This is a genomic window from Stratiformator vulcanicus (genome assembly GCF_007744515.1).
GTDB classification, from domain to species: Bacteria; Planctomycetota; Planctomycetia; order Planctomycetales; family Planctomycetaceae; genus Stratiformator; species Stratiformator vulcanicus.
On sequence record NZ_CP036268.1, the window covers coordinates 3,333,427 to 3,356,645 of the forward strand.

General features: G+C 58.0%; 24 protein-coding genes and 1 tRNA gene. 15 read left to right on the forward strand and 10 right to left on the reverse strand.

All coding sequences use genetic code 11. From position 1 onward, the window contains the following. Positions 1–14 precede the first annotated feature (14 nt). Entirely contained in the window at positions 15–629 is a 615-nt protein-coding gene (locus Pan189_RS12980; protein WP_145364407.1) for a hypothetical protein, read from the reverse strand. A gap of 6 nt (positions 630–635) precedes the next feature. Further along, entirely contained in the window at positions 636–1,040 is a 405-nt protein-coding gene (locus Pan189_RS12985; protein ID WP_145364409.1) for a hypothetical protein, read from the reverse strand. Between the two features lie 274 nt (positions 1,041–1,314). Here Pan189_RS12985 and Pan189_RS12990 point away from each other — a divergent pair. Beyond that, positions 1,315–1,385: transfer RNA gene (locus Pan189_RS12990), tRNA-Glu, on the forward strand. 77 nt (positions 1,386–1,462) lie between these two features. Here the strand turns inward: Pan189_RS12990 and Pan189_RS12995 are convergent. From Pan189_RS12995 to Pan189_RS13020, 7 genes are all read right to left on the reverse strand, one after another. Next, the gene (locus Pan189_RS12995; RefSeq protein WP_310820438.1) at positions 1,463–2,506 is read right to left on the reverse strand and encodes a hypothetical protein; all 1,044 of its coding nucleotides are present in this window, start codon (positions 2,504–2,506) and stop codon (positions 1,463–1,465) included. 313 nt (positions 2,507–2,819) lie between these two features. Beyond that, positions 2,820–3,836, reverse strand: a complete 1,017-nt coding sequence (locus Pan189_RS13000; RefSeq protein WP_145364412.1) for an aldo/keto reductase — start codon at positions 3,834–3,836, stop codon at positions 2,820–2,822. 47 nt (positions 3,837–3,883) lie between these two features. After that, positions 3,884–4,858: a beta-propeller domain-containing protein gene (locus Pan189_RS13005; protein ID WP_145364414.1), complete on the reverse strand. Its 975-nt coding sequence runs from the start codon at positions 4,856–4,858 to the stop codon at positions 3,884–3,886. Positions 4,859–4,921: 63 nt separating this feature from the next. Continuing rightward, positions 4,922–6,367: a sulfatase gene (locus Pan189_RS13010; protein ID WP_310820439.1), complete on the reverse strand. Its 1,446-nt coding sequence runs from the start codon at positions 6,365–6,367 to the stop codon at positions 4,922–4,924. 46 nt (positions 6,368–6,413) lie between these two features. After that, complete coding sequence (locus Pan189_RS13015; protein ID WP_145364418.1) at positions 6,414–6,881, reverse strand: universal stress protein; 468 nt, start codon at positions 6,879–6,881, stop codon at positions 6,414–6,416. Positions 6,882–7,043: 162 nt separating this feature from the next. Beyond that, positions 7,044–7,205: a hypothetical protein gene (locus tag Pan189_RS21400; RefSeq protein ID WP_310820440.1), complete on the reverse strand. Its 162-nt coding sequence runs from the start codon at positions 7,203–7,205 to the stop codon at positions 7,044–7,046. Beyond that, positions 7,202–9,226, reverse strand: coding sequence for an SLC5/6 family protein (locus tag Pan189_RS13020; protein WP_145364419.1), 2,025 nt, complete (start codon positions 9,224–9,226; stop codon positions 7,202–7,204). The genes Pan189_RS21400 and Pan189_RS13020 overlap by 4 nt, the downstream gene beginning before the upstream one ends. Positions 9,227–9,602: 376 nt before the next feature. On the opposite strand from Pan189_RS13020, the gene Pan189_RS13025 reads away from it, so the two are divergent. The 7 genes from Pan189_RS13025 (at position 9,603) to Pan189_RS13055 (ending at position 15,199) form a co-directional block, all read left to right on the forward strand. Continuing rightward, positions 9,603–10,187 carry a helix-turn-helix transcriptional regulator gene (locus Pan189_RS13025; RefSeq protein ID WP_310820441.1) on the forward strand — a complete coding sequence of 195 codons (585 nt, stop codon included), beginning with the start codon at positions 9,603–9,605 and terminating at the stop codon, positions 10,185–10,187. 1 nt (position 10,188) lies between these two features. Continuing rightward, a complete protein-coding gene (locus Pan189_RS13030) occupies positions 10,189–10,734 on the forward strand; it encodes an NADH-quinone oxidoreductase subunit B (RefSeq protein ID WP_145364421.1) in 546 nt (181 codons plus the stop codon). Positions 10,735–10,826: 92 nt separating this feature from the next. Next, positions 10,827–11,648, forward strand: a complete 822-nt coding sequence (sufC, locus tag Pan189_RS13035) for a Fe-S cluster assembly ATPase SufC (RefSeq protein ID WP_145364422.1) — start codon at positions 10,827–10,829, stop codon at positions 11,646–11,648. An 85-nt stretch (positions 11,649–11,733) separates the two neighbouring features. Continuing rightward, positions 11,734–13,158: a Fe-S cluster assembly protein SufB gene (sufB, locus tag Pan189_RS13040; RefSeq protein ID WP_145366186.1), complete on the forward strand. Its 1,425-nt coding sequence runs from the start codon at positions 11,734–11,736 to the stop codon at positions 13,156–13,158. Between the two features lie 9 nt (positions 13,159–13,167). Beyond that, positions 13,168–13,383, forward strand: coding sequence for a hypothetical protein (locus Pan189_RS13045; protein WP_145364423.1), 216 nt, complete (start codon positions 13,168–13,170; stop codon positions 13,381–13,383). A gap of 38 nt (positions 13,384–13,421) precedes the next feature. Further along, complete coding sequence (gene sufD / locus Pan189_RS13050; protein WP_145364424.1) at positions 13,422–14,744, forward strand: Fe-S cluster assembly protein SufD; 1,323 nt, start codon at positions 13,422–13,424, stop codon at positions 14,742–14,744. A 149-nt stretch (positions 14,745–14,893) separates the two neighbouring features. Further along, positions 14,894–15,199: a metal-sulfur cluster assembly factor gene (locus tag Pan189_RS13055; RefSeq protein WP_145364425.1), complete on the forward strand. Its 306-nt coding sequence runs from the start codon at positions 14,894–14,896 to the stop codon at positions 15,197–15,199. A 181-nt stretch (positions 15,200–15,380) separates the two neighbouring features. On the opposite strand, the gene hemP is transcribed toward Pan189_RS13055, so the two are convergent. Further along, the gene (gene hemP / locus Pan189_RS13060; protein ID WP_145364426.1) at positions 15,381–15,569 is read right to left on the reverse strand and encodes a hemin uptake protein HemP; all 189 of its coding nucleotides are present in this window, start codon (positions 15,567–15,569) and stop codon (positions 15,381–15,383) included. A 251-nt stretch (positions 15,570–15,820) separates the two neighbouring features. Between hemP and Pan189_RS13065 the strand changes: the two genes are divergently transcribed. The 7 genes from Pan189_RS13065 (at position 15,821) to hflC (ending at position 23,148) form a co-directional block, all read left to right on the forward strand. Continuing rightward, positions 15,821–16,774: a DUF1559 domain-containing protein gene (locus tag Pan189_RS13065; RefSeq protein WP_145364427.1), complete on the forward strand. Its 954-nt coding sequence runs from the start codon at positions 15,821–15,823 to the stop codon at positions 16,772–16,774. A gap of 2 nt (positions 16,775–16,776) precedes the next feature. Further along, positions 16,777–17,040, forward strand: coding sequence for a hypothetical protein (locus Pan189_RS13070; protein WP_145364428.1), 264 nt, complete (start codon positions 16,777–16,779; stop codon positions 17,038–17,040). A 79-nt stretch (positions 17,041–17,119) separates the two neighbouring features. Continuing rightward, complete coding sequence (locus Pan189_RS13075) at positions 17,120–18,757, forward strand: Kelch repeat-containing protein (protein WP_145364429.1); 1,638 nt, start codon at positions 17,120–17,122, stop codon at positions 18,755–18,757. Further along, positions 18,744–19,790, forward strand: a complete 1,047-nt coding sequence (locus Pan189_RS13080; RefSeq protein ID WP_310820442.1) for a Kelch repeat-containing protein — start codon at positions 18,744–18,746, stop codon at positions 19,788–19,790. Before Pan189_RS13075 ends, Pan189_RS13080 begins: the two co-directional genes overlap by 14 nt. 42 nt (positions 19,791–19,832) lie before the next feature. After that, positions 19,833–20,759: an RluA family pseudouridine synthase gene (locus Pan189_RS13085; protein ID WP_145364431.1), complete on the forward strand. Its 927-nt coding sequence runs from the start codon at positions 19,833–19,835 to the stop codon at positions 20,757–20,759. Between the two features lie 368 nt (positions 20,760–21,127). Further along, positions 21,128–22,096, forward strand: coding sequence for an FtsH protease activity modulator HflK (gene hflK, locus Pan189_RS13090; RefSeq protein ID WP_145364432.1), 969 nt, complete (start codon positions 21,128–21,130; stop codon positions 22,094–22,096). Continuing rightward, on the forward strand, positions 22,096–23,148 hold the full coding sequence (hflC, locus tag Pan189_RS13095; RefSeq protein WP_145364433.1) for a protease modulator HflC: 1,053 nt from the start codon (positions 22,096–22,098) through the stop codon (positions 23,146–23,148). Before hflK ends, hflC begins: the two co-directional genes overlap by 1 nt. The last annotated feature ends 71 nt before the right edge of the window (positions 23,149–23,219 follow it).

The window sequence follows — 23,219 nt, forward strand, 5'->3', positions numbered from 1 at the left end:
GACAGATCAGAATGTTACGACCCGGCACTCGTGGCCTTGAATACCGCCCGTACGCCGAACAGCACCAAGCCTAGAATGCCGATCGTCATTGCGATAAATCCGCTGACAACCAGCGGGATGTTCACTCGCGTCACATTTCGCCGGATGCGGAGGGTGAAGCCGGTGACCTCCAAATCCAATTCTCCGTTCGCGATGGCGGTCAGCTCGTAGATGTCGCTGACGGGGACATCAAGAACCGGGAGGACGCGTTTCGCCCAATAACGATGCGGCTCATCGAACAGCCCGCGCGACTGCGACATATCTTCGTTGATGATCGCCCCGGCCTGACCGGCCCAAACGGTGGAGCCGTCGGCGGTAATTGCGCAATCATAAATAGCATATTTCGTCGCGAATTGTCCTGAAGGCAAGACGACTTCGACTGCCAACTCCAAGGCCACAGGACTCATGCCCCGCGTCAGTTCGAACGCGAGCGGCTCGCCGGGCGTCACGTCGTAACGGGCAACTTCTTCACCGGAAGCGAACGCTGCCTGAAACAAGAATCCAAATCCGATCGCGGCGCCCACTATGGCAATCGCCAAGCTGATCGCGATCGGCAAAAAGCCCGAAAACGGCTGACGGCGCGGGTACACGAGAACCTACTCCGTGACCGGAACCGGCTTCATTTCGAAGGTGCCCTTCTTCCCGGCAGAAGCTGCGTACTGGCCTTTGAACTCATCGCCTACGATCTCGCCGCTCCACGTGTAGAGGCCGCCGTTGTCTTCGCCAAGGTCGGTCTCGCCGGAGAAGATGATTTTCTCCCCGACCGCTTTGCCATTCATCTCGACATAAAAGCAAAACTTCTCGCTGCAAACGCCGGTGAACTTGGCTTTCCATTGGTCGCCGTCGACTTGCTCCGCTTCGCAGCGAAGCTCCTTGCAGTGCTCTTCTTTGCCTTCGGCCGCCCATGTACCAACCCATTTCAGAGAAGGTTCGGCTGCTCCGGCGGACGAGACAATTCCGACAGGCATCAACAGGCAGGCAGCGAGAATGGCGATTCGCATTGAAGGAGCACTCCGATATCAGGCGACAAGACGATTTGAATCCAACAGTCAAATCATGCTACGAGCGAATCTCCTGACAGCAAGTGAAACGCGATTCTCCGACTGCTCGCCCGTTGCATCTCAAAGAGAAATCTTGAGCCTCGAACGCGATGCACTCCGATCTAGCCGATCATGCGAACCTTGCGGGACTCAGAGCGTCTGAATTCCCTGAAGCGGCATGATGACGAGTGCGGAACATCTCACAGGCCCGCTCCGCTCGTCGCTGCAATCATGCGGCCCGTTCGTCTAGTGGAAGGATGCGAGACCCTCACTCTCGAGGCACGGGTTCGATTCCCGTACGGGTCAATTGCGACATGACAGGCTATTAAGAGCGATCATGCCAAGACCGTCGGTCGCTTGGCATGATCGTAATCCCCAAAAGCCTACATTTTGCCCTTCAGCAGGAAGGCCACCACGGCCGTGACTGCGAAAATCAAGAGCCCGATATTGCGGTAGCTGTTCGGACCGGAGAACCAACCGCCGCTAGCTTGGGGTTGCTGGTATGCCGCGGGCGAATATTGCTGCGGGGGGGCCACTTGATTCGGAGTCAAAACGGTGGTGCTGGGCGGACGCGGTGTCGCATTCGATTCAGTGAAGCCTTCGCCCGATTCCGAACTCGTATCCGACTCATCGAAGCCGGAACTCCCATCGTCGATGGAATCTTCATCACCCGGGAAGTTGACCGATAGCCCATTTGTATCGCCGAACAGGTCCGTCTGCTCTTCAAAATCTCCTCCGGCCTGACCAGTCGCGGCCGCTAATTCTGCAGGCGAAAAACTGCCTGGGACGAGGCTTCGAATACCCGGATTATCCGTGACTGCGTAAATGTAGGCATGATCTTCGTGGCTAAACGAGTCGACCGAATCGACCCAGGTCATCCCATCGACTTCAATCAACACGTTGCGATCAGGAAGCATCCGGTCGAGTCGACCGACAAACGGCTCACGGCCTTGAAGATTCCACGTTCGCCGCTCGCCAAGTTGAGATTCGAGCGAGGACTCGACGCGAAGGCCTGATTCGCGGAGTGCATACATTTGATCGGCCACGCTCAATTCGCTCAGGTCGAACGTCTTCGTGAACGAATCGATTCGTAGCACGACTTTGCCGTTTCTCATTTGATTGAGTCGGCCGAACATCTGCTGGCCGTCGGCGGTCGTCCAGGCACGAATGCCTTTGAGCGACAGTTGGCGGACGATCTCCTGCTGATCCGAAGGGACCAGATCGACTAGGGCAACACTTGTTGTGCCCCCCTGCATCAGCTTGAAGACAGCCTTACCGCGAGAAATGCTGACGAATTCCGCCGTCACCGAATTGCCGCTTTGGTCGGTCCAGACCCGCATTTGCGCAGCCGCGATACCCGCGGAAAAAACGACGACCGCTAATCCCGTGACGCTGATGCGCAGCAGCTTCGAACATTGTTGACCCATTTTCGGCTCGCTATTGGTAAGTGCCTTTGAAAACCGCATCTCGACGACCGAACAGAGCGGATGGGAGTTACCCCGATAGTCGACGAATACCTATCGTTTCGAATTTTCAGATCGAAACAGACGATCAGTCGCCGGTCAAGTCCAAACGTCCCGACTCGGACAGTTTGACGCAATTGCGGACCTCAAGGTTCCCGATTCGTTGAACACTAGTTCGGACGAGGGAGGGCCGAGAATATTCTCACTCGATTCGAAATTCGCCCAAATTTCACAATGGGAGGAATCGGAACCAGAAGCGGCGCGCTTTCGGTTCATCTCACCCAAGCGGATACAGATACGTACTGGTAATTTTTTCGATCTGCTGCATGACCTCATCATCGAGCGTGGTCTCCGCAGTCGGCAGGAGTTCTTCCAGTTGTTCGACCGTATTGACGCCGAAGATCGTCGATGCGACGAAGTCACGCTGCTTGCTCCACGCGAGCGCAAGCACCGATAGCGAAACGCCCGCGTCCGCCGCGACCTCTTTGAGATCGGACGTCGTGGCAAGCGACTTCTCGTTGACGAAACGCCGCACCATCGCCTGCTGACGTTCGCCCTCGGCCCGATAATTCGTAAATCGGGCCCCGTCCGGCCATTGCCCGTTGAGATATTTACCGGTCAACACTCCGCCGCCGAGCGGCGAGTAGGGGAGCAGGCTGATCTGCTCACGCCGGCAGATATCGGCGAGGGCATCGTCGAAGCGGCGGTTCGCAACGCTGTAGTTGTTTTGAATCGACTCGTAGCGGGCGAAGCCGTGTTTCTCCGCGACCGCCTGAGCCTTCATCGTCCCCCAGGCCGACTCATTGCTCGAACCGATGAAGCGAACTTTGCCTTCCTCAATTAGCTCCGTCAGCACTTCGAGAGTCGCCTCGTACGCGAAGTCGGCGTCGGGCCAGTGCGTCTGGTACAGATCGATGTAATCAGTCTTCAGGCGATTCAAACTCCCCTCGACCGCCGCCCGAATATTGTGCCTGTCCAAGGCCGTCTTACCGTGCCGAACCGGAGGCACGAACCATCCATGCGCCGAGCCGGTGACCTTTGTCGCGATGATGAACGATTCCCGCTCCTGATACGACAGCCACTTCCCAACGATCTCCTCGGTGCGATGCACCCATTTCTTATCTGGCGGGACCGGATAAATCTCCGCGGTGTCAAAGAAGTCGATTCCCGCCTCCGCCGCGCGATCCATGATCCGGAACGCCTCGGTCTCGTCACATGTCGAGCCGAAGGTCATCGTGCCAAGGCAGAGGTCGGTGACGACCAGGGAAGAGCGTCCAATACGGCGTTTATTCATAGTTCTGACGGGGGATAATTAGGATTTTTAACCAGAGCTTAAAACGACTAATCAATCAGACGACGAAGAGCGTTTGCATCTTCGCCATCAAGCACCAACGTATTCGCCAGACCATTGCCGAAGTTCTTAAAATCCTTGAACTGCCAGACGACCTCTTTATCCCGAGTCACTTCGACGAGTTGAGGATTTTCCGGGCCGGCGTGGCAATTGCCGATAATCAGATTGCCGTTCGGCAGCTGATGCACATTGGTCGTCCACGCGAGGGTGATGCCGGGAAGATCGTGCTGGGCGAGGTGCCAGACGATCTCCTTCGCGGGCGTCACTTCCAGCACACTGTGACCGTTGCCCGTGGCGATCAGATAGTTGCCAGCTTCGTTCTTCGTCGCCGAGAAGCACTTGCCGCCCCAGCTCTCGGGTCCGTGGCCGCCCGACGGTCGGCGACCGAACAGGGGCACCTCGTAATCCCAGACGACGGCGCCTTCCGCGTCGTATTCCTTCACGCGGCCGTCCCGTTCATGGGCGACGAGATAGTGGCCGTTGTCCAATTTGCGGACCAGTCGCGTATCGCTGTGAACACTCGACTTAAGAACGTCGAGCGAGACTACCTTCACGAGGTCGCCGGCTCGATCGACTTCAATAATCCGGCCCGGCCCCGACTCGGCGATCATCGTGTTGCCATCGGCCAGCCGCTCGAAAGCATGGACTTCGACCTTACCGCGATAATCGCCATCTCGGTTCTGCTTGGCGGCATCGTACTCCCACACGACCTCCTGAGTGGGAATATCAATCTCAACGAGCCGATGCCAACTGCCCGCGTGCGTTAGCAACCGCCGATTTTTGAGCAGTTGCAGATCATGCACCGGACCTTTGCGATCCCAATGCCACAGCACTCGGTTGCCGTCGGTAGGGTCAACGATTGTCAGGCCCTTACCGGACTCCGCACCGATAACGAGCCGATCTTCTGCGGCGCAGGGGGAGTTCGCAGCCAAAAGACACAAGAACGTCGCAATTAAGGTCTTCATAGATTCGCTGATCTTGGTATTAAAAATACGCAATTAGAATTTGCATGACCCGCTGCGCGATCACTAGCGAAGCGTCGGCATCTTCGAATTCGTTTTCTCGCGGAATTCACGCAATCGACTCAGCATGCGCGAGACACGCTTCGGTTCCGTTTTCGCCAGATCATTCGTTTCACCGACATCTTTGGCGAGATCATATAATTCCACGTGGTCGTTTTCATAAAATTCGATCAACTTCCAATTCCCGTCGCGAACCGCCCCGGCGGGTGAGCCGCCTTGGTTGCCGTAGTGCGGGAAGTGCCAGTAGATCGGGCCGCGCTCGAAACTGCTGCCCTCGAGGGCCGGTACGAAGCTGACACCGTCGACGTGCTGCTCAGCACGGGCGGGGAGGTCGACAATATCGAGGATGGTCGGATAGAAGTCGGGACTCGTCACGACGGCATCGCTGACGGAACCGCCTTCGGTCACACCCGGCCATCGCACCAGCAGCGGTTCCCGAATGCCGCCCTCGTACATCCAGCCCTTACCCGCCTTCAGCGGTAAATTAGTCGTGGGGTGACCCTCCGAGGTCGACAGTCCGCCGTTGTCAGAGGTCAAAATGACGAGGGTCTCATCTGCCAGACCTTGACGTTCCAATTCGTCCAGAACTCGCCCGACGGCCTGATCCATGGCGTCGACCATCGCCGCGTAGACGGCATGTTCCTGAACCTGTCGCCAGCGTCGCGATCCGACCCGGCCCCAAAGTTCGCCGTCGACGTTTAATTCCTTGCGTTTCTCTTTGTACTTCGCAACGAGGTCCGCTCGCCCCATCAGGGGCGTGTGAACCGAATAAAAGGAGAGGTACGCGAGGAACGGCCTTTCGGAATTTTCGGCGATGAACGTCGCTGTCTCTTCGGCCAGCCGGGCGGGGAGATGCTCACCGGGCGGACCATCTTCTAATCGTGGATTTCCATAGGGGGAGAAATACTTCTTGCCGCGATACGGTCCGCCACTTTCCACTCCTCCTTTGTTGACATCGAATCCCTGATCCTCCGGGAAAAAGCCTTCCGCTCCGAGGTGCCATTTGCCGGCGAAAAACGTCGCATATCCTTCCTCGCGCAAGGCTTCCGCCAGCGTGATCTCGGCATGGGGAAGCCGATCGGCGTACGGTGCCGGCAACATCTTGGTGTCGCGTTTCCAGTTCTCAGGCTGATTGTTTCCAGCCGGATTGATAAAGGTCGTAATCCCAACCCGCTGCGGATATTTGCCCGTCAGAATGCTGGCCCGCGTCGGGGAACAGACCGGACAGGCCGCGTAAGCGTTGGTGAACTTCATCCCGGTCGCGGCGAGACGATCAATATTCGGCGTCTCGTAAAACGTGCTGCCATAGCAACCGAGATCGGTCCAGCCGAGATCGTCGACAAGAAAGAATACGACGTTCTTCGCTTTTGTCTCTTCGGCGATTGCCGCCAATGTCGGCAGCACCGACGTCAGAGCCAACGCGGTTAATGTGAGACGGATATAGGGGCGCAATTCGGTCTCTCCTGCTGTCGGAAATGATCTGCATAGAGTCGCCGTGTTAATCCGCGTCACCACGTCTGAGAACAAGGACGGAGCAGTGCGCATGGCGGATCACGCGCTCGGCGACCGAACCGAGGAACAATCGCTTCAAACCGTGGTACCCGTGAGACGGAACGATGATGAGTTCGGCGCTCTGGGCGTCGGCATATTCGCAGATTTGCGTTCCGGGATCGCCGAGCAGAATATTCGTCACGACATGCGGAGCATCAAATCGCTGCTTTAATTCCGCGAACTTCGATTCGACCTGAGTTTCGCGTTCGGACTCCGTCACGTCGCCGATCAACACGCCCGGCGAAACGAAATCGAGCGGGTAGAGCACGTGAATCAGATGCACGCTTTCCGGACTCTTCGCGTGCGCAAGCCCCACTTGGAACGCGTGATCGGTATCGGCCGAGAAATCGACCGGGACAATGACCGTGGAATAGTCGTTCGTAATGTCCGGGTCATCTACGGAATCGGTTGACATGGCGGACCTCTTGAAACCGGGCGGCAAAAAGCGAAACACCGAACGTCGAACGTCAGAACGCTCGCCGATCGAACCTCAGCCTAACGCGCCACGGCTCAAGATTCCCATGCTGCGGGAACGAAGAATTTGCTCCCGCGTTCTGAGTCGCCGCAACCGACTTCGCTAACCCGAACTGCCCGTATCGCCGGTATTGATTGCCGGCTGATTCTGCAGGTCTTCCGCCCCTGCCGGGGGGAGCGTCAACACCCGGAACAGGCAGTAGGAGACCACGATCAGTACGGTTCCGACCGAAGTACACATGATGATCAAGCCAAGGGTCGTCATGGCGTCACCTCAATGGAGTCGGGAGTTTCGGCGGCCGGGTCGTCGTAGGTGCGGGCGGCAGCGAGGCGTCCGCTTTCGGCCCAATTGATTCCGGCGATATGGATCATCACCAGCATAAATACGCTGACGACACCGATGAATAGGATCGACATCATCGCGGATGGATTGCTCAAGATCCCTTCCAGCCGACCAGGCACTCGCTTTTGAAGAGCGAGCACCTCCTCAGGCTTGGCCTCTGACTCACCCGCGGTCGGTTCGACTTCGGTTTTCACGAAGCGATACTCCGGATAAATCGAATCGGGGCCGTTGCCAATCGACCACTTCCCGCGTTCCTTGCTGAGGACCGCGTCAGTCGGGAGAGACTCGTCGATTTCGCGACTCTTAAGTTGCTCCTGAAGTGTCTCTCGAATCGACGCCGGCAGTGCGGCTCCCTCTTCGAAATCGTCGGTTACGGACGTCGCAACGGCGATCGGCGCCCGGTTGCCGCCGACGGTCTCAAACTTTGTGAAGACATTCGTGGCAATGAACGACACGAAGATGACCAGCATGTAGACCGGCACCACATATTTCAGGAGAAACTGCACCAACGCCGGCACCTTGATGTGGGCGCCCTCATGCATCTCACGGTCGCCTCGTTTCAGCCCGAACAGCCAGCCATAAAGAATAGCCTGAATCAGGGCCAGTACGAAGATCAGGAAGGTGCCGACCCAGAAGTCGATCGTGTCGAGCGCCGTCAGCCCTTTCGAAAAATAGAAGACGAATCCGGTCCCCATCGCGGTAATTAAACCCAGGATCGCGACCGAGTCTTGCCGCTTCAGACCAAAGCCTTCTTCAAGAAACGCAATCGCCGGCTGAAGCATGGAGATACTGCTGGTCATTGCGGCCACGAACAGCATGAAAAACCATAGAAAGCCAAATAACTGCCCGAACGGCATCTTCGCGAACACTTCCGGTAATGCGTTAAATCCAACGGCAAACGTGCCCATCCCGATCACCGCCGTCCCGAGAAAGATAAACGCAGCCGGAATCGTGATCAGCCCACCAAGGCAGACTTCAAAGAACTCGTTCATGCTGCACGCGGTCAGCGAGCCGAGTGCGATGTCGTCTTCCTTTTTGAGGTAACTGGCATAGTTGATAATGACGCCGAACCCGACGGAGAGACTGAAGAAAATTTGCCCGGCAGCAGCCAACCAAGTCTTCGGTTCCAATAGTTTGGAGAAGTCCGGATTCCACATAAACCCGAGCCCGTCGCTGACCGACCGGGTTGTGGGGGAATCGCCTTCGACCGTGGAATTAGCGGCTGCTGCAGCGAGTTGGTCTTCCGGAATCGGCTGCGGCGGCAGCGTCATCACGCGCACTAGAACGACCAACGCCAAGACGACCATCAGGGGAATGGCGATCTTGCAGAAGGTCTCAATGCCCTTGCTGACGCCTCGATAGATCAGGGCAAAATTGACCCCGAATGTGAAAATCAGAATACCCAACAGTTGGAAATTCTCCGCCCGAAAGGCGTTCACCTTGCCGTCGGCCCCTTTGGGACTCATCAGCACCCCGTCCTGCTCGATGCCGACGTAACTTCCGAAAAACGCCCCGAAGTCTGCATTTGAGGCCGTCAGCTTTTCATTGCCGATCAGATAATTGAACGCATATCCCAGGCACCACGCTTCAATCAGCACGTAGTACATGTAGATCATCAGCGGGATCAGCACGGCTAACATCCCGAGATATTTCGCCGCCGGGTGATGCCAGATCGCCGAGAAAATGCCCGGGGCCGAGTTGAAACCGCGACGCCCGCCGTACCGCCCCATTGTCCATTCGGCCCATGCCAGCGGAATGCCGAGAATGAGCAGCGAAATAAAGTAGGGGATCATGAACGCCCCGCCGCCGTTTGAGGCAGCTTGGCCGGGGAACCTCAAGAAGTTTCCGAGACCGACGGCCGACCCGGCTACGGCGAGAATGACTCCGATCCGCGAGCCCCAGCCATCGCTGGCGCGGGAAGATGGTTTCGTTTCGGTCGACACGTTCGGCTCCGTTGTCGAGTTCGAGATGTTTCATGATCTCCGGATGCCGGCAGCCGACACCCGGTCAGAAATTTTGGGCGAGCAAGAATTTCGTCGCGATCCTACTGACAAGTTCTCGCCGGACATAGCGAATGGTTGCCCGATATTCTCGGTCCGAACGTGTTGCGACGACTGATTTTCGGCCGATTCGCCGATCACCGGTATTTTTCGCAGGCTGAGTTGTCAAAAATGCCGAAGGGCCTTATGATGCCGTACATCCACGCGCAATGGGGACGAGACTCTGACATCGACCATTGAAAAATCAGACAGAGACTTCATCAGCCGACTCAATCGACTCGGCGAGGGGTCGATCCAGCAATTGTGCGATGAGTTCGGCGTGACCGCGACCGCGGTGCGTCAGCGACTGCGGCGATTGCAGGCAGAAGGTTGTGTGGATCGACGGACGACGAGTTCGGGACGCGGCCGGCCGGGGCACCATTATTTCGTGACTGATCATGGTCGCAGGCAATTGGGCGAGAACTACGAAGAGCTTGCGGTGGTGTTGTGGCGGGAGTTGAAAAACATATCCAACCCGGACGTCCGAGCGGCAATTTTATCGCGTGTTCAAGACGTATTGGTTCAAAAGTACGGCGCCGAGGTCGATGGCAGGACCATTCTCGGTCGGCTGCGTCAATTGCGGACCGCGCTCGGGCGTTGCGGTTTTGACGTCGAAGTTGATGATTCAGGAGAGGTCCCAGTCCTGCGGGAAAACAACTGCCCGTATCACGATTTGGCCTCCGATGACCGGTCAATCTGCGAATTGGAACAGCGCGTGTTCGAGAAGGTGCTCGGCTCGAACATGATCCTGAAGCACCGCTGCCTCGACGGCCATCACTGCTGCGAATTTGCTCCCGTTGAAAGCGAGTTAGTTGCACTGGGAAGTGGGGCGATAACAACGGAACGGAAAGAAAGCGAAGGCTGAAGTGACCGCATGGATTGAAGGACGCTTCGAGGAAAACGTCATTACGACGACCCTTGAGCAGGCGATGAATTGGGCCCAAGCCTCGGCGATCTGGCCGATGACCTTCGGCTTGGCCTGCTGCGCGATCGAAATGATGGCCGTCGGCGCTAGCCGCTACGACCTGGAACGCTTCGGCTGTGGGGCCTTCCGCGCCACGCCGCGACAGGCTGACCTGATGATCGTCGCCGGCACCGTCACCCACAAGATGGCCACCCGAGTTCGTCGGCTCTATGAGCAGATGCCCGATCCGAAGTACGTGATCGCGATGGGCGCCTGCACAATCGGCGGCGGGCCTTACTTCAAACACGGCTACCACGTGGTCAAAGGCGTTGACTTGGTCGTGCCCGTCGACGTCTACGTCCCCGGCTGCCCTCCGCGACCCGAAGCGCTGCTCGAAGGCATCATGCGGGTGCAGGACAAGATCAAAGCCCGCAAGGTCACCAAGGGAGAATTCACGCTCCCGGTGCCCCACCACGAAGGCCACGTCCGACCCGTGCCCATCACGTAACGGCAAACACTCAACTGCGACCCCGAAGCCCACGCGTCGCACCGCGCGGGACTAAACGAAATCACCCTCAACGCTGTTTTCAAATAGGCGACATGAGCACTCTCAAAATCGAAAATCTGCACGTTTCCGTCGGCGAGACTCCGATCCTCAAGGGCGTCGATCTCGAGATCAAATCAGGCGAAATTCACGCCCTGATGGGCCCCAACGGCTCCGGCAAAAGTACGCTCGCTTATGCCCTTGCCGGTCATCCGCTTTATGAAATCACTGACGGAACGGTGAAACTCGACGAGACCGACATTACGGAGATGGAGGCTGACCAACGTGCACGACTTGGTATGTACCTCGCTTTCCAATACCCCGTCACGATTCCCGGTGTGAAGGTGGCCGACTTTCTGCGGCACGCCGTCTCGAACGTGCGGAACCCCGATCGGCAGGAAGGCGGGGAACTCGTCTCGATGCGAGAATTTCGCAAAGAGATTTACGAACAACTCGACAAACTCGGTGTCGACCGCTCTTTCGCCCGCCGCTACCTCAACGACGGCTTCTCAGGCGGTGAGAAGAAGCGCATGGAAATCGTGCAGATGGCCATGCTGCAGCCGCGGTTCGCGATCCTTGATGAAACCGACTCGGGACTCGACACCGACGCGGTCAACGTCGTGAGTGAAGGCGTGCGAAAACTTGCCGGCGACGAAATGGGAGTCTTAATTATTACACACCACGACCGGTTGCTTGAGTACAACGTGCCTCAGAATACGCACGTCATGATGGCCGGACGCATTATCGAAACCGGCGGCCCCGAGCTGGCAAAAGAACTGCATGAAAAAGGCTACGCCGCCGTTCGCGAGCGACATCCCGAAGCCGCGAAGGAAGAGCATGAGAAACAACAGGCGGAAACGGTGGGCGTCGCCAAGTAATCGTTTCTCAATTTCAACGGACGCAGCAAATCACTTCCGGTAATTAATAGTCACACAACCAGTCGCGATGCGACAGGAGCGAATGATGTCGACCGATGCACCAGCGAAAAATCCGAATTCGGATGTCTCTATCGGTGACTACAAGTACGGGTTTCACGACCCGACCGATAAATACGTCTTTAAGAGCCGCAAAGGTCTTAATCGCGAGATCGTCGCTCAGATTTCGGAAATGAAGGCCGAACCGGAGTGGATGCGGCAGTATCGACTCGATGCCTACGAGCACTTTGAGTCGCGTCCGATGCCGACGTGGGGCGGGGACCTGTCTCAGATCGACTTTCAGGATATCTTCTATTACATGCGGGCCTCCGACCGGCAGGAAAAGAGCTGGGACGACGTGCCCGAAGACATCCGCAACACCTACGACAAACTCGGCATTCCCGAAGCGGAAAAAAAGTATCTCGCCGGCGTGAAGGCTCAGTATGAGTCGGAAGTCGTTTACGGTTCGCTGCAGGAAGACCTCGAAAAGCAGGGAGTCATCTTCACCGACACGGACAGCGGGCTGCGTGATCACCCGGAGATATTCAAAGAATACTTCGGCTCAGTCATACCGTATCAAGACAATAAATTTGCGGCGCTCAATAGCGCAGTCTGGTCGGGCGGTTCGTTCATCTATGTTCCGCCCGGCGTGCAGGTCGACTTCCCGCTGCAGGCCTATTTCCGCATTAACAGCGAGAACATGGGCCAGTTCGAGCGGACCCTGATTATCGTCGATGAAGGCGCAAGCATTCATTACGTCGAAGGCTGCACGGCTCCGACCTACACGACCGACAGCCTGCACTCCGCGGTTGTCGAGATCGTCGTAAAGCGTGAGGCCCGCTGTCGCTACACGACGATTCAGAACTGGTCCAACAATGTTTACAACCTCGTCACCAAACGGGCTTACGCCTACGGCGACTCCTTAATGGAGTGGGTCGACGGCAACCTCGGCTCGCAATTGACGATGAAGTATCCCGCGATCCATTTGATGGAGCCGGGGGCCCGCGGGGAGACGCTCTCGATCGCGTTCGCCAATGAAGGCCAGCATCAGGATGCCGGGGCGAAGATGGTGCACATGGCTCCGCATACGTCGAGCCGAATTATCTCCAAGAGTATCTCGAAGGGGGGCGGACGGTCCAGTTACCGCGGCCTCGTGAAGGTCGCCAAAGGTTGCGACGATGTTAAGTCGAACGTCGTTTGCGATGCTTTAATTCTCGATGCACAAAGCCGCAGCGATACCTATCCCTATATTGAAGTCGAAGACGAAAACGTCGCGATTGAGCACGAAGCGAGCGTCTCCAAAATCGCCGAAGAACAGCTCTTTTATCTAATGAGCCGCGGTCTTAGCGAGGCCGAAGCCTCAGCCATGATTGTCACCGGCTTCATCGAGCCGCTCGTGAAAGAGCTGCCGATGGAATACGCCGTGGAAATGAACCGCCTGATTGAACTTCAAATGGAAGGTTCGGTGGGGTAGGGCAAAGTTATGCGAGAAATTTTGACCGAACACCTCCGTCGACAGCCGTTCGTCCCGTTCGAAGTCATTTTGTCGAGCGGCGATAGATACGTTGTTAGCCATCCGGAGAATGCCGCTTTGACTCGCGGTCGCATGTTCGTTACCGACCCGGCAACGGAGAAGGTGGTGGAGTGTTTTCTGCTACACATTGCCAGTGTCGAAGTAAAAGAGAATCAGGAAGTTTAAGAGTGTCGGTGGCCCGACGTGAAAAGGAATTAACTGTAATGTCTGCTACTTTAGCGGAAGAACAAACTCTTCCCGCCACCTTCGACGAAGCGGCTTGCGAGGCGCTGATCACTCAGCGGGGCGAGAGCGAGACTGAGGCGCAGCGTCGACGTTCTGCGCTGCGGAATTATGAGTCCCTGCAGGCGCAAGAACTCGACCCCGAAGAGTGGCGACGTGTCGAACTGCGTCCGCTCAAACCTGAGAATTTCAGCGTCTCTAAGCAAGCGGGGCAAGCCGACTTTGCGACGCGTCTGGGTTCCAGCGATGAGTTCGGCGGGCGGGCGGTACACGTCGATGGCCATGCGACCGAGATCTCGCTCGACCCCGAGTTAGCTGAGCAGGGCGTCATCTTTGGTGACCTGCACACTGTAATGCGTCAGCACGGCGACCTTCTGGAACCTCACTTCATGACCCATGCGGTGAAAGCCGAGACCGATCGGTTTACCGCATGGCACGCCGCATTCGTCACGGGGGGGACCGTGCTGTATGTGCCGAAGGGCGTCCAGGTCGAGAAGCCGCTGCACAGTCTGATCGGACTCACACAGGGCGGGGCAGCCGATTTCAGCCATACACTCGTAATCCTCGAAGATGGCGCCTCAGCAGCCCTATTGGAAGAAACGGCCTCGTCGACCGAAGAGCCGGGATTGCACGTTGGTGCGGTCGAGCTGATCCTTGGCAAAGAAGCCCGATTGCGTTACGTCCAGTTGCAGAACTGGAACACAAAGACGTTCCATCTCGCGCATCAAGTCGGGCGAGTCGAGCGTGACGCGAACCTTCAATGGACCGTCGGAGGACTCGGCTCGCGACTGGCCCATGTCCATCAGGATGTTCATCTCGACGGTCGCGGAGCGCATGCGGAGGTAAACGGCGTCACGTTCTCCACGAACCGTCAGCAACTTTCCTACTATACCGAGCAAAACCACAACGCCCCCGATACGACGTCCGACCTGCTCTATAAGACGGTCCTCCGGGATAAGTCGAAGGTCGTGTGGCGTGGCATGATCAAAGTCGAAAAGGAAGCTCAGCGGACCGACGGCTATCAGCGATGCGACTCTTTAATGCTCTCTGATACGGCCCGCAGCGACTCGATTCCCGGTCTCGAAATCGAAGCCGACGACGTCCGCTGCACCCACGGAGCGACAACCGGCAAGGTCGATGAAGAACAAATTTTCTACTGCATGTCGCGCGGCGTCGGTCGCTCCGAAGCGATGCACATGATCGTGGAAGGCTTCTTTCAGCATATCTACGATCGCATCCCCGTCGAAGCCGTTCGCGAGGTGCTCGATGACGCGGTGCAGAAGAAACTGGGCATCGGGGAATAAGCTCTCAGCTAGCGGCCGTCAGCGATCAGCTTTTCAAGTTGATGAAGTCGGATAATATCAAGACTCTGTGAGTAATCGTCCCGACGGCTGGCGCCTCGGGCTTGTATTGCTTTCCTCTAGCCTCTCGACTCTAGCCTCTAGCCACTTTCATGCCTTCCGAAGTTCAATTAATCGACGCACTGAAAGAAGTCATCGACCCCGAGCTGATGGTCAACATCGTTGACTTGGGACTCGTCTACGAGGTTGAGCAAGCCGAGGGCGAGCCGAAGGTCAACGTGGAGATGACCCTCACCAGCCCCGCGTGCCCGGCAGGACCGCAGATCATCTCTCAGTCCAAGGCGGCACTGGAGCGGCTTGAGGGCGTCGACGAAGCCGACATCAAGCTCGTGATGGACCCGCCGTGGTCACCGGAGCGGATGACGGATGACGCGCGGGACCAGTTGGGTATTTTTTAGCATTTCAGCTGCAAACACCCTCGCGCATTGACCCGGAGCGAGGCGATCTCGGGGCGGGAGTAGGACTGGCAACAGGACTCTGACCTCTCGTCTCTCAACTCTATACAAACGTGCATAAAATCTCGCGAGTCTTCCCGCTGAGAAACGAACTGCTCACCGCAGTCGTGCTCGTCCTGCTTCCTCACTTATGCAAAATCAGCTTGCCCGCCTTGGTCAGGCGGAGGCGATAGACGGCCCCGTCGTGCTCGATTTCGATTTCCGGGCGGCCGGCGAGCAGCTCTTTTGACGTAATGCGGGCTTTTGACGCATCGTCGCCCACGGCAATTCTGGTCTCTGCGCGGCCGGTAATATTGTCGGAGTTGGGCTGCATCCTTCGACTCGGCTTGGATTTGCGTCACCCGCGATATTTTTCGCCACGGGCGTTGCGAGAACTCTGAGGTGTCGGTACTGTACCACAAAGACATTGAGATTCAATCTCAACTTGGATTGTGATTGAGTTTCACTGTTCCCGCCCCAGCGAGCCAGCGGCCGACTTCTCTCTCCGCCAGCCAGCCAGGTATCGACGCCCACGAAGGTCGTGAGTGCGTCTTTCGCCCACCCTTTGGCTGACAGGAGAAACAGATGCTTCGTACCGCCCCGTTCCGCCTCCGCGGATTCACGCTGATTGAACTGCTCGTCGTGATCGCGATCATTGCGATCCTGATCGCCCTCCTATTGCCCGCGGTCCAACAGGCTCGAGAAGCCGCTCGCCGGACGAGTTGCACGAACAACATGAAGCAGGTCGGAATCGCGACTCAGAACTTTCACGATGTAAACGGTGAATTGCCTTACGCGACGATTGACCGCATCGAAGGGGACGACGCCGACACGTTCCCGACCGGCTTCATTCAGATTCTGCCATACCTCGAACGGGACGACGTCGCGCAGCGGTGGGACGCGGAGGAACGTCGTGACAGCACGCTCGATGCCGACGGTGACGGCTTTTCGAACGCCGATCTGCAGCAGATGACCATTCCGACGCTGCTGTGCCCCACGATGGTCAGGCCGACCGCATTGGGAGGGGCGGAGAATCGTGCCCCGGCCAGTTACCTGTGGTCGTCGGGCACGAAGGATCCGATTCTGCTGACTTATTGGAGCTTCTTCGGACCGATGGCGACCGAACCGGAATACGACGGAGCCATCGTCCCGTTACTCACGAATGTAGCCAACACCGTCAACGAACGGCCGACACGTCTCCGCGATATCACCGACGGCACGTCGAACACGTTCCTGCTCGGCGAGACCGACTTTATGGCGACCGGCTCGGTCACCGACGATATGGGCGGCGTATGGGCGTATGGATTCGCCGGCTATGCGTGGGGCACGACGCTCCACGAAATTGACCGACATGATTTATCGCCGCGAACAGGGTTTACGGCGCTGCCGGGCGAGGTTCCCTATGGCGCTTTCCGCAGCCAGCACCCGGGCGGATTGAGCTTTTCCCTGTGCGATGGCTCGGTCAGGTTCGTTTCCGCGACGACGGATCGCAACGTGCTCAACGCGTTGTCGACACGCAGCGGCGGCGAGGTTTATTAATCATGAAACTCCCGTTGCCCATCCTCGCGTTCGTTCTGCTGATACCTGCCGTCGGTTGCGGAGGCAGGCCCGAACCAAAAATTGATGTCGATATTGCCGAACCACTCTCAGTCGAGCGCTGGAGAGAATTGCCTCCGAACGTTCAAACGGAACCGCTGACGCTTGCGAAACTGCGGGCCGATAACCCCGCGCTCGCCGACGATCAAGGTTGGAAGGAGTTCGCCGCAACGAACCTTCCCGACGACACAACCGACGGCGGGAACTAGGATACTTCACCTAGCTTGGTCGGTCTGCTCCCGCAGATCGATCGACTGGATTCTCACTGACTAATAACGGGATCGATCCATGAAGAACGGTTTTCCGCATTTACTTACGGTCGGGCTTACTGTCGCTCTCTGCGCGTCTGCAGTTCCGGCCTTCGCCCACTTCCCCTGGCTCACCGTCGAGGACCGCTACGGCGCCGAGCCGAAGCTGCAGTGCTACTTTGCCGAGAGCGCGGCGCCCGATGATCCAAAACTGCTCAAGTACGTCGAAGGGGCCGACGTGTGGCAGCTTTCCGCACGCGGCGAGCCGAAGGCCGTTGAACTTGATAAGAGCGAAGAGGAACTTTCGAGAACTGTCGACCCCGGCAACGCCGAGTCGCTCTTCTTTCTGGCCCATGATCTCGGAGTGATGACGCGGCACGGTTCGACGTTCCGCCTCAAATACACGGCTCTGACCGGCCCCGACCTTAAGGGGTGGGCTTGGAAAAGTGCGAAGTTTCCCGAAGCCGCCGGGTTAATAGTCCGCCCGGAACGAGACGGCGGCGAGATTACAGTTCAGGTGACCTTTCAAGGCGAACCGGTTGTCGGGGCGGAAGTGCACTTCAACAGTTTGCTCGGGGACGAAATTAAGCGGGAGACGAACGAGAAAGGCCTTGTTGCTTTCAAACTCGACGAAAACGAAATCGAATCGCTGCGAGTGAAGTTAGTAGAGCAAAAGTCGGGCGAAGTCGGCGGCGACAGTTTCGACGAAGTCAGGCACTACGCAACGGTCACCTTCCCGCCCGCCTCTCACAAGCCGCTCGCGACAAAGGTGCTGCCGCACGACATTCCGGAGCACGTCACCAGCTTCGGAGCCGCGGTCGCCGACGGCAAGCTCTACTTCTACGGCGGTCACACCGGCGGAGCCCACGACTACTACCGGGAAGGCCAAAGTCACACCCTTTGGTCGCTCGACCTGAGCGGCAAAGGTTCATGGCAGCGGCTCGTCGACGGCCCGCACCTGCAGGGCAACGCGCTCGTCACTCATGACGGCAAGCTCTACCGCATCGGAGGATTTACGGCAAAAAACAGTGAGGGCGAGGAGCAGGATTTGTGGTCGCAGAGTTCCTTCGCGGCGTTCGACCCTGCAAGTAACAAATGGACCGAGTTGCCCGCCCTGCCGGAGCCCCGGTCATCATTCGATGCCGCAGTGCTCGGCGACCATATCTATGTCATCGGCGGCTGGGGCATGTCGGGGGATGCCGATAGCAAATGGCATCGCACCGCGTGGAAATTCGACCTCACCGATGCCGATGGAGAGTGGACGGCGCTTCCCGATGCACCGTTCGCCCGGCGGGCTCTTTCGGTTGCCGCGTTCGACGGCAATATTTACGCCATCGGCGGGATGCAGGAAGAGGGCGGCCCGACGACGGAAACGGCAATCTATGACACCGCTTCGAAGTCATGGTCTGCCGGCCCTCGCCTGAACGGAACATCGATGACGGGATTCGGATCATCAGCTTTTTCGACGGGCGGTCGACTCTATGTCAGCGTCTATGATGGTACGCTCCAGCGTCTTTCCGAAGACGGCAGCCGTTGGGAAGTCGTGGGCGATCTGCCGACCGCCCGCTTTTTCCATCGCATGTTGCCCCTTGATGACGATACGCTCGTTTTCCTGGGCGGGGCCAACATGGGCGTCGGCAAGTTCGAAAAGGTGGAGACGTTGGATGTCGCGAAGTAATCGCTTCGGCCGAGCGGGCAGTCCGCTTTCCGCACTTCTCGCCGGCGTCGTACTGTCATGCTCGACGCTGGCATTTCCGGAAGACGGAGGAAAGTCCGAGATGAAATTGCCCGATCTGCCCGAAGGGATTACGAGCTTCGGCGCTGCGAAGAGTGGCGACTCCATTTTCGTTTACGGCGGCAACGTCGGAGAGGCTCACAGCTACAATCTGGAGTCGCAGACCAAAGCCTTTCGGCAACTCGACCTGACCAACCCTGATGGTTGGCACAACATCCCCGTCACCGGCCCGCCGCTCCAAGGACTGGCGATGGTGGCTGATGGCGAAGTGCTCTACCGGCTCGGCGGCTTCAATGCGGAGAATCAGCCGGACGAAGAGCAAGACCTGCATTCGCGAGACTTCGTCCAAGCATACGATCGCCGGGCCATGCAGCCCGGCTGGGACGACCTCACACCACTGCCGGAGCCGCGATCTTCGTTCGACGCAATCGTGCTGGACGGCCGGGTCTATGTCGCCGGCGGATGGTCGCTCAACGGCGGAAGTGAAACCGAGTGGCACAAGACCGCGTGGTCAGCAGACCTCTCCAAGCGACCGCTCCAGTGGGAGAGCCTGACGGAACCGCCGTTCTTGCGACGGGCCCTCGCACTGGCGGCCCACGACGGAAAGATTTGGGTCATGGGCGGGATGTCACCGGAAGGTCCGTCCGGCCGAGTCGACGTCTACGATCCTCGAACCAAAAATTGGTCGCTCGGTCCGGAAATTGACGGCGACACTCAGCTCAAAGGCTTCGGCGTTGCCGCGTTCGGCATTGAGAGCGGACTCTACGCGAGCACAATGAGCGGCAACCTCCTCAGACTCAGCGATGACGGCTCGAGTTGGGAACTCGTGCAGGAATTGGAGCGGAAGCGATATTTTCATCGCATGTTGCCGGGGGGCGATGACAAACTTGTTCTGCTCGGCGGGACCAGCATGCACGAGGGCCGACACACCGAGGTCGACGTCATCGAAGCAATTCGTCGCGACTCCAAAGATTGATCGCCATTCATTCGCGACCGTCAGGATGCGTGCCGACAACTCATGCCGCTCCTCGTCTTGCAGTTTGATGTTACGTCCGAGTTACACGGTCGGCGGATCGATGTCTTTCTGGAACGGCATCTCCGCAACTACACGCGTTGGCGCATTCAGCGACTGATCGCGGCCGGTGTGGCTTCGGTCAATGGAGAACCGGCACTGCTCGCGCGTCGCGTCTTCGCGGACGATCGCGTTGCCGTCCGATTGACCGAACCGCCGGATAAGCTCTATGCGCCGGAAGGGGGTTCGATTCCCATTATCTTCGAAGACGACTCGCTGATGGTCATCAACAAGCCGGCTGGGGTCATCGCGCACCCGGTCGGCGAGCGGCAGGCCGGCACGCTGTGCAACTTTCTGCAGCGTCATCTCGACGAGCAGACCGACGTCCGCGGACTGCTCCGACCCGGCATTGTGCATCGTCTCGACCGCATGACGAGCGGGCTGATGGTCGTCTCAAAGACGTACGAGGCGCACCGATCCCTGACCGATCAGTTCGAGAGCCGCAGCGTGAGAAAGCTGTACCTCGCCCATGTGCGCGGTCGCCAACTGCAGCGGTCGGGGCAAATCAACCGCCCCATCGGACGGCACGGCTCAGGCACGACAATTCTGATGTCGTGTGCCGCTTCGGCGATTGATCCGAGGCCGGCCGTCACACGGTTTCGCGTTGTCGCTCACCCATCCTCGCAGACAACGCTCGTCGCCTGCGTGCCACGAACCGGGCGGAATCATCAAATCCGCGTGCATCTCGCTTCGATCGGTCACCCGCTCGTTGGAGAGCCATTCTACCGCCCCGGCGATGAGGTAATCCCGAAAGACATGGCCGACAGCGATCGCCCGCTCGGCCTGCACGCGGCGGTCCTCCAATTCACTCACCCGGCCGACAATCGCCCGATGCGATTCAAATCGCGCCCCGTGTTCAACGAACCGACGTAGAGCGGGCTACGCGCCTCACCCCTCTCACCTCTCACCTCTCACCTCTCACCTCTCACCTCTCACCTCTCACCTCTCGACTCTCGACTCTCGACTCTCGACTCTCGACCCGGCGGGCACAGCCCGCCCTACGCCTTCGCTTGAACCGGCAATAAAGCCTGCGACGATCCTGCGGGGTGTTCCGATCAAACGGGCGGGCGAACAATGCTTCGACTGCGAAGCATGTGCCGGACGATGCTGATCAGGCGGAGCTGCGCGATCGGCGAAGAACGCGATTCTACGCACTCTGCGTGAACCGTTCGGCCGGTCACGCGTTGCCCTTCTTGGACGGACGTTGTCCACACCGATGATCCGAATTCTTTGAGACAGATATGGCTAGACAGAAATACGATTTCGAGCGGCCGGAGATCGATCCGGCGAAGCTCGTCTGGCCGGTGACGGCCGGTGCGCTGCTATTTGTACTCGCGATACTCGGTTATTGGTCGTTCTATACGGTCGAGCCGAATGAGCAGGCCGTCGTGATGCGATTCGGTCGCTACCACGCGACGACATTGCCCGGATTACACTTTAAAATCCCGGTCGTCGATTCGGTGCTGAAGGTCAGCGTCGAGGAACGCAGCATGCGATTGCCGACCGGCGACAACGGATCGCGGCCCGGGCAGATTGACGAGGCCGACACGCTGATGCTGACCGGCGACCTGAACGCGGCGAGCGTCGAGTGGACGGTGCAATGGAAAGTGTCCGACCCGAAAGACTATCTGTTCGCGTTTCAAGATCAGTATCTGTTCGAGCAGGTCGTCCGCACGATCGCCCAAGCGGTCATGAATCGCCTTGTCGGCGACTATTCCATTGACGAAATTCTGACCGCCAAGCGAGCCGAGGTCGCCGTGGCGGCGAGGAAGGCCACGCAGGCGATTCTCGACCAATACCAGTGCGGAGTGACGGTGACCGACCTCCAGATGCAGCGGGTCACGCCGCCATTGAAGGTGAAGCCCGCGTTTGATCAGGTCAATGCCGCGGTCCAACAGCGCGATCGACTCGAGAACGAAGCCGAGAAAGAACGCAAACAACTCCTGCCTCTCGCCCGAGCCAACCGCGACAAGCGAATTAAAGAAGCCCAGGGCTACGCCGAGCGTCGCCGCGCCGAGGTCGAAGGCGAATTGTCCGCTCTGCGGGCGAAGTACGATGCTTATAAGCAGGCCCCCGAGGTCACGCGGGAGCGGCTGTATCTTGAAGCGATGCAGAACGTGCTAGAAAACGTCGACCGGAAGGTGGTCATCGATTCGGACCTCCAACAGATACTGCCGCTCTTGCAACTTGATGACGGAGGTTCGAACTAATGAAGAATTTCACACCCATCGCCCTTATGGGCGGACTTATCTTAGTGGTGCTCGCGATAGTAATCGCCAATGCGAGTATTTATACGGTGAATGAGCGAGAGCTGGCTGTCATCCTGCAGTTCGGAAGGCCGGTCGCCAGCCGAACCGAACCCGGACTCTACTTTAAGACGCCGTTCGTTCAGGAAGTCCGCCGGCTTCCTAAGACGCTTCAATATTGGCGCAGCAGCGAGCGCGAAAAGCTCGAAGACTTGCCGACGTCGGACGGCAAAAAAATCGAAGTCTCGGCCTATGCCATCTGGCGAATCACCGACCCGGAACAGTTCGTCAAAGTCTTAAGGGACGTCGACAATGCTGAAACCGCTATTAAGTTGCGAGTTCGGTCGGCAATTCGCGACGTTATTACCGCGCACAGTCTGGCAGAAGTCGTCCGCAGCAGCGACCGCGACCTGAGCTACTCGCTGCAGGTACTACTTCCGGGCACCAGCAACGATGATGCGGTTCCCGAAGAACTGCCGCCGGTCGATTCCCTCCCGACACAACCGGGGGCCGACGTCGACATCGAAGTCGGTCGTGAGCGGATCGTCGAACTGGTCAGTCAAAACGTCACCGAACGCTTAAGAGGCGCGGGCGAACCGGAGCCGGTGGATCGCGGCATCGAACTCGTCGATGTCGGCGTCAATAATATTGAATTCGTACCGCAGGTCCGCGAAGCCGCCTTCGAGCGACTTCGAACGTTTATGGAGACGATCGCCGCCGGCTATTTAGCGGACGGCGAACAGCGGAAGCAGGAAATCATCAACGAAGCTCGCGCCGAGGTCGAACGAATCATCGGCGAGGGTGAACGCGATAGTAAACGTATCCGCGGCGATGTCGAAGCGAGTATCATTGCCGACTTTGCCACCGCCATTAGTGAAACGGGTGAGTTCTACAATTTCCTGAAGACGCTGGAGGTCTATGAGAAATCGTTTAACAGTAAAACGCGGATGATCATGACCACTGACAGCGATCTGATGCGGCTGCTCAAAAGTCCGCAGGGCAGAAAAAACGATTAAACTTTGATCTATTACGATCAAGAAATAAGAAAAGCCCACGGGTTGCGACCCGTGGGCTTTTTATTTGTAAG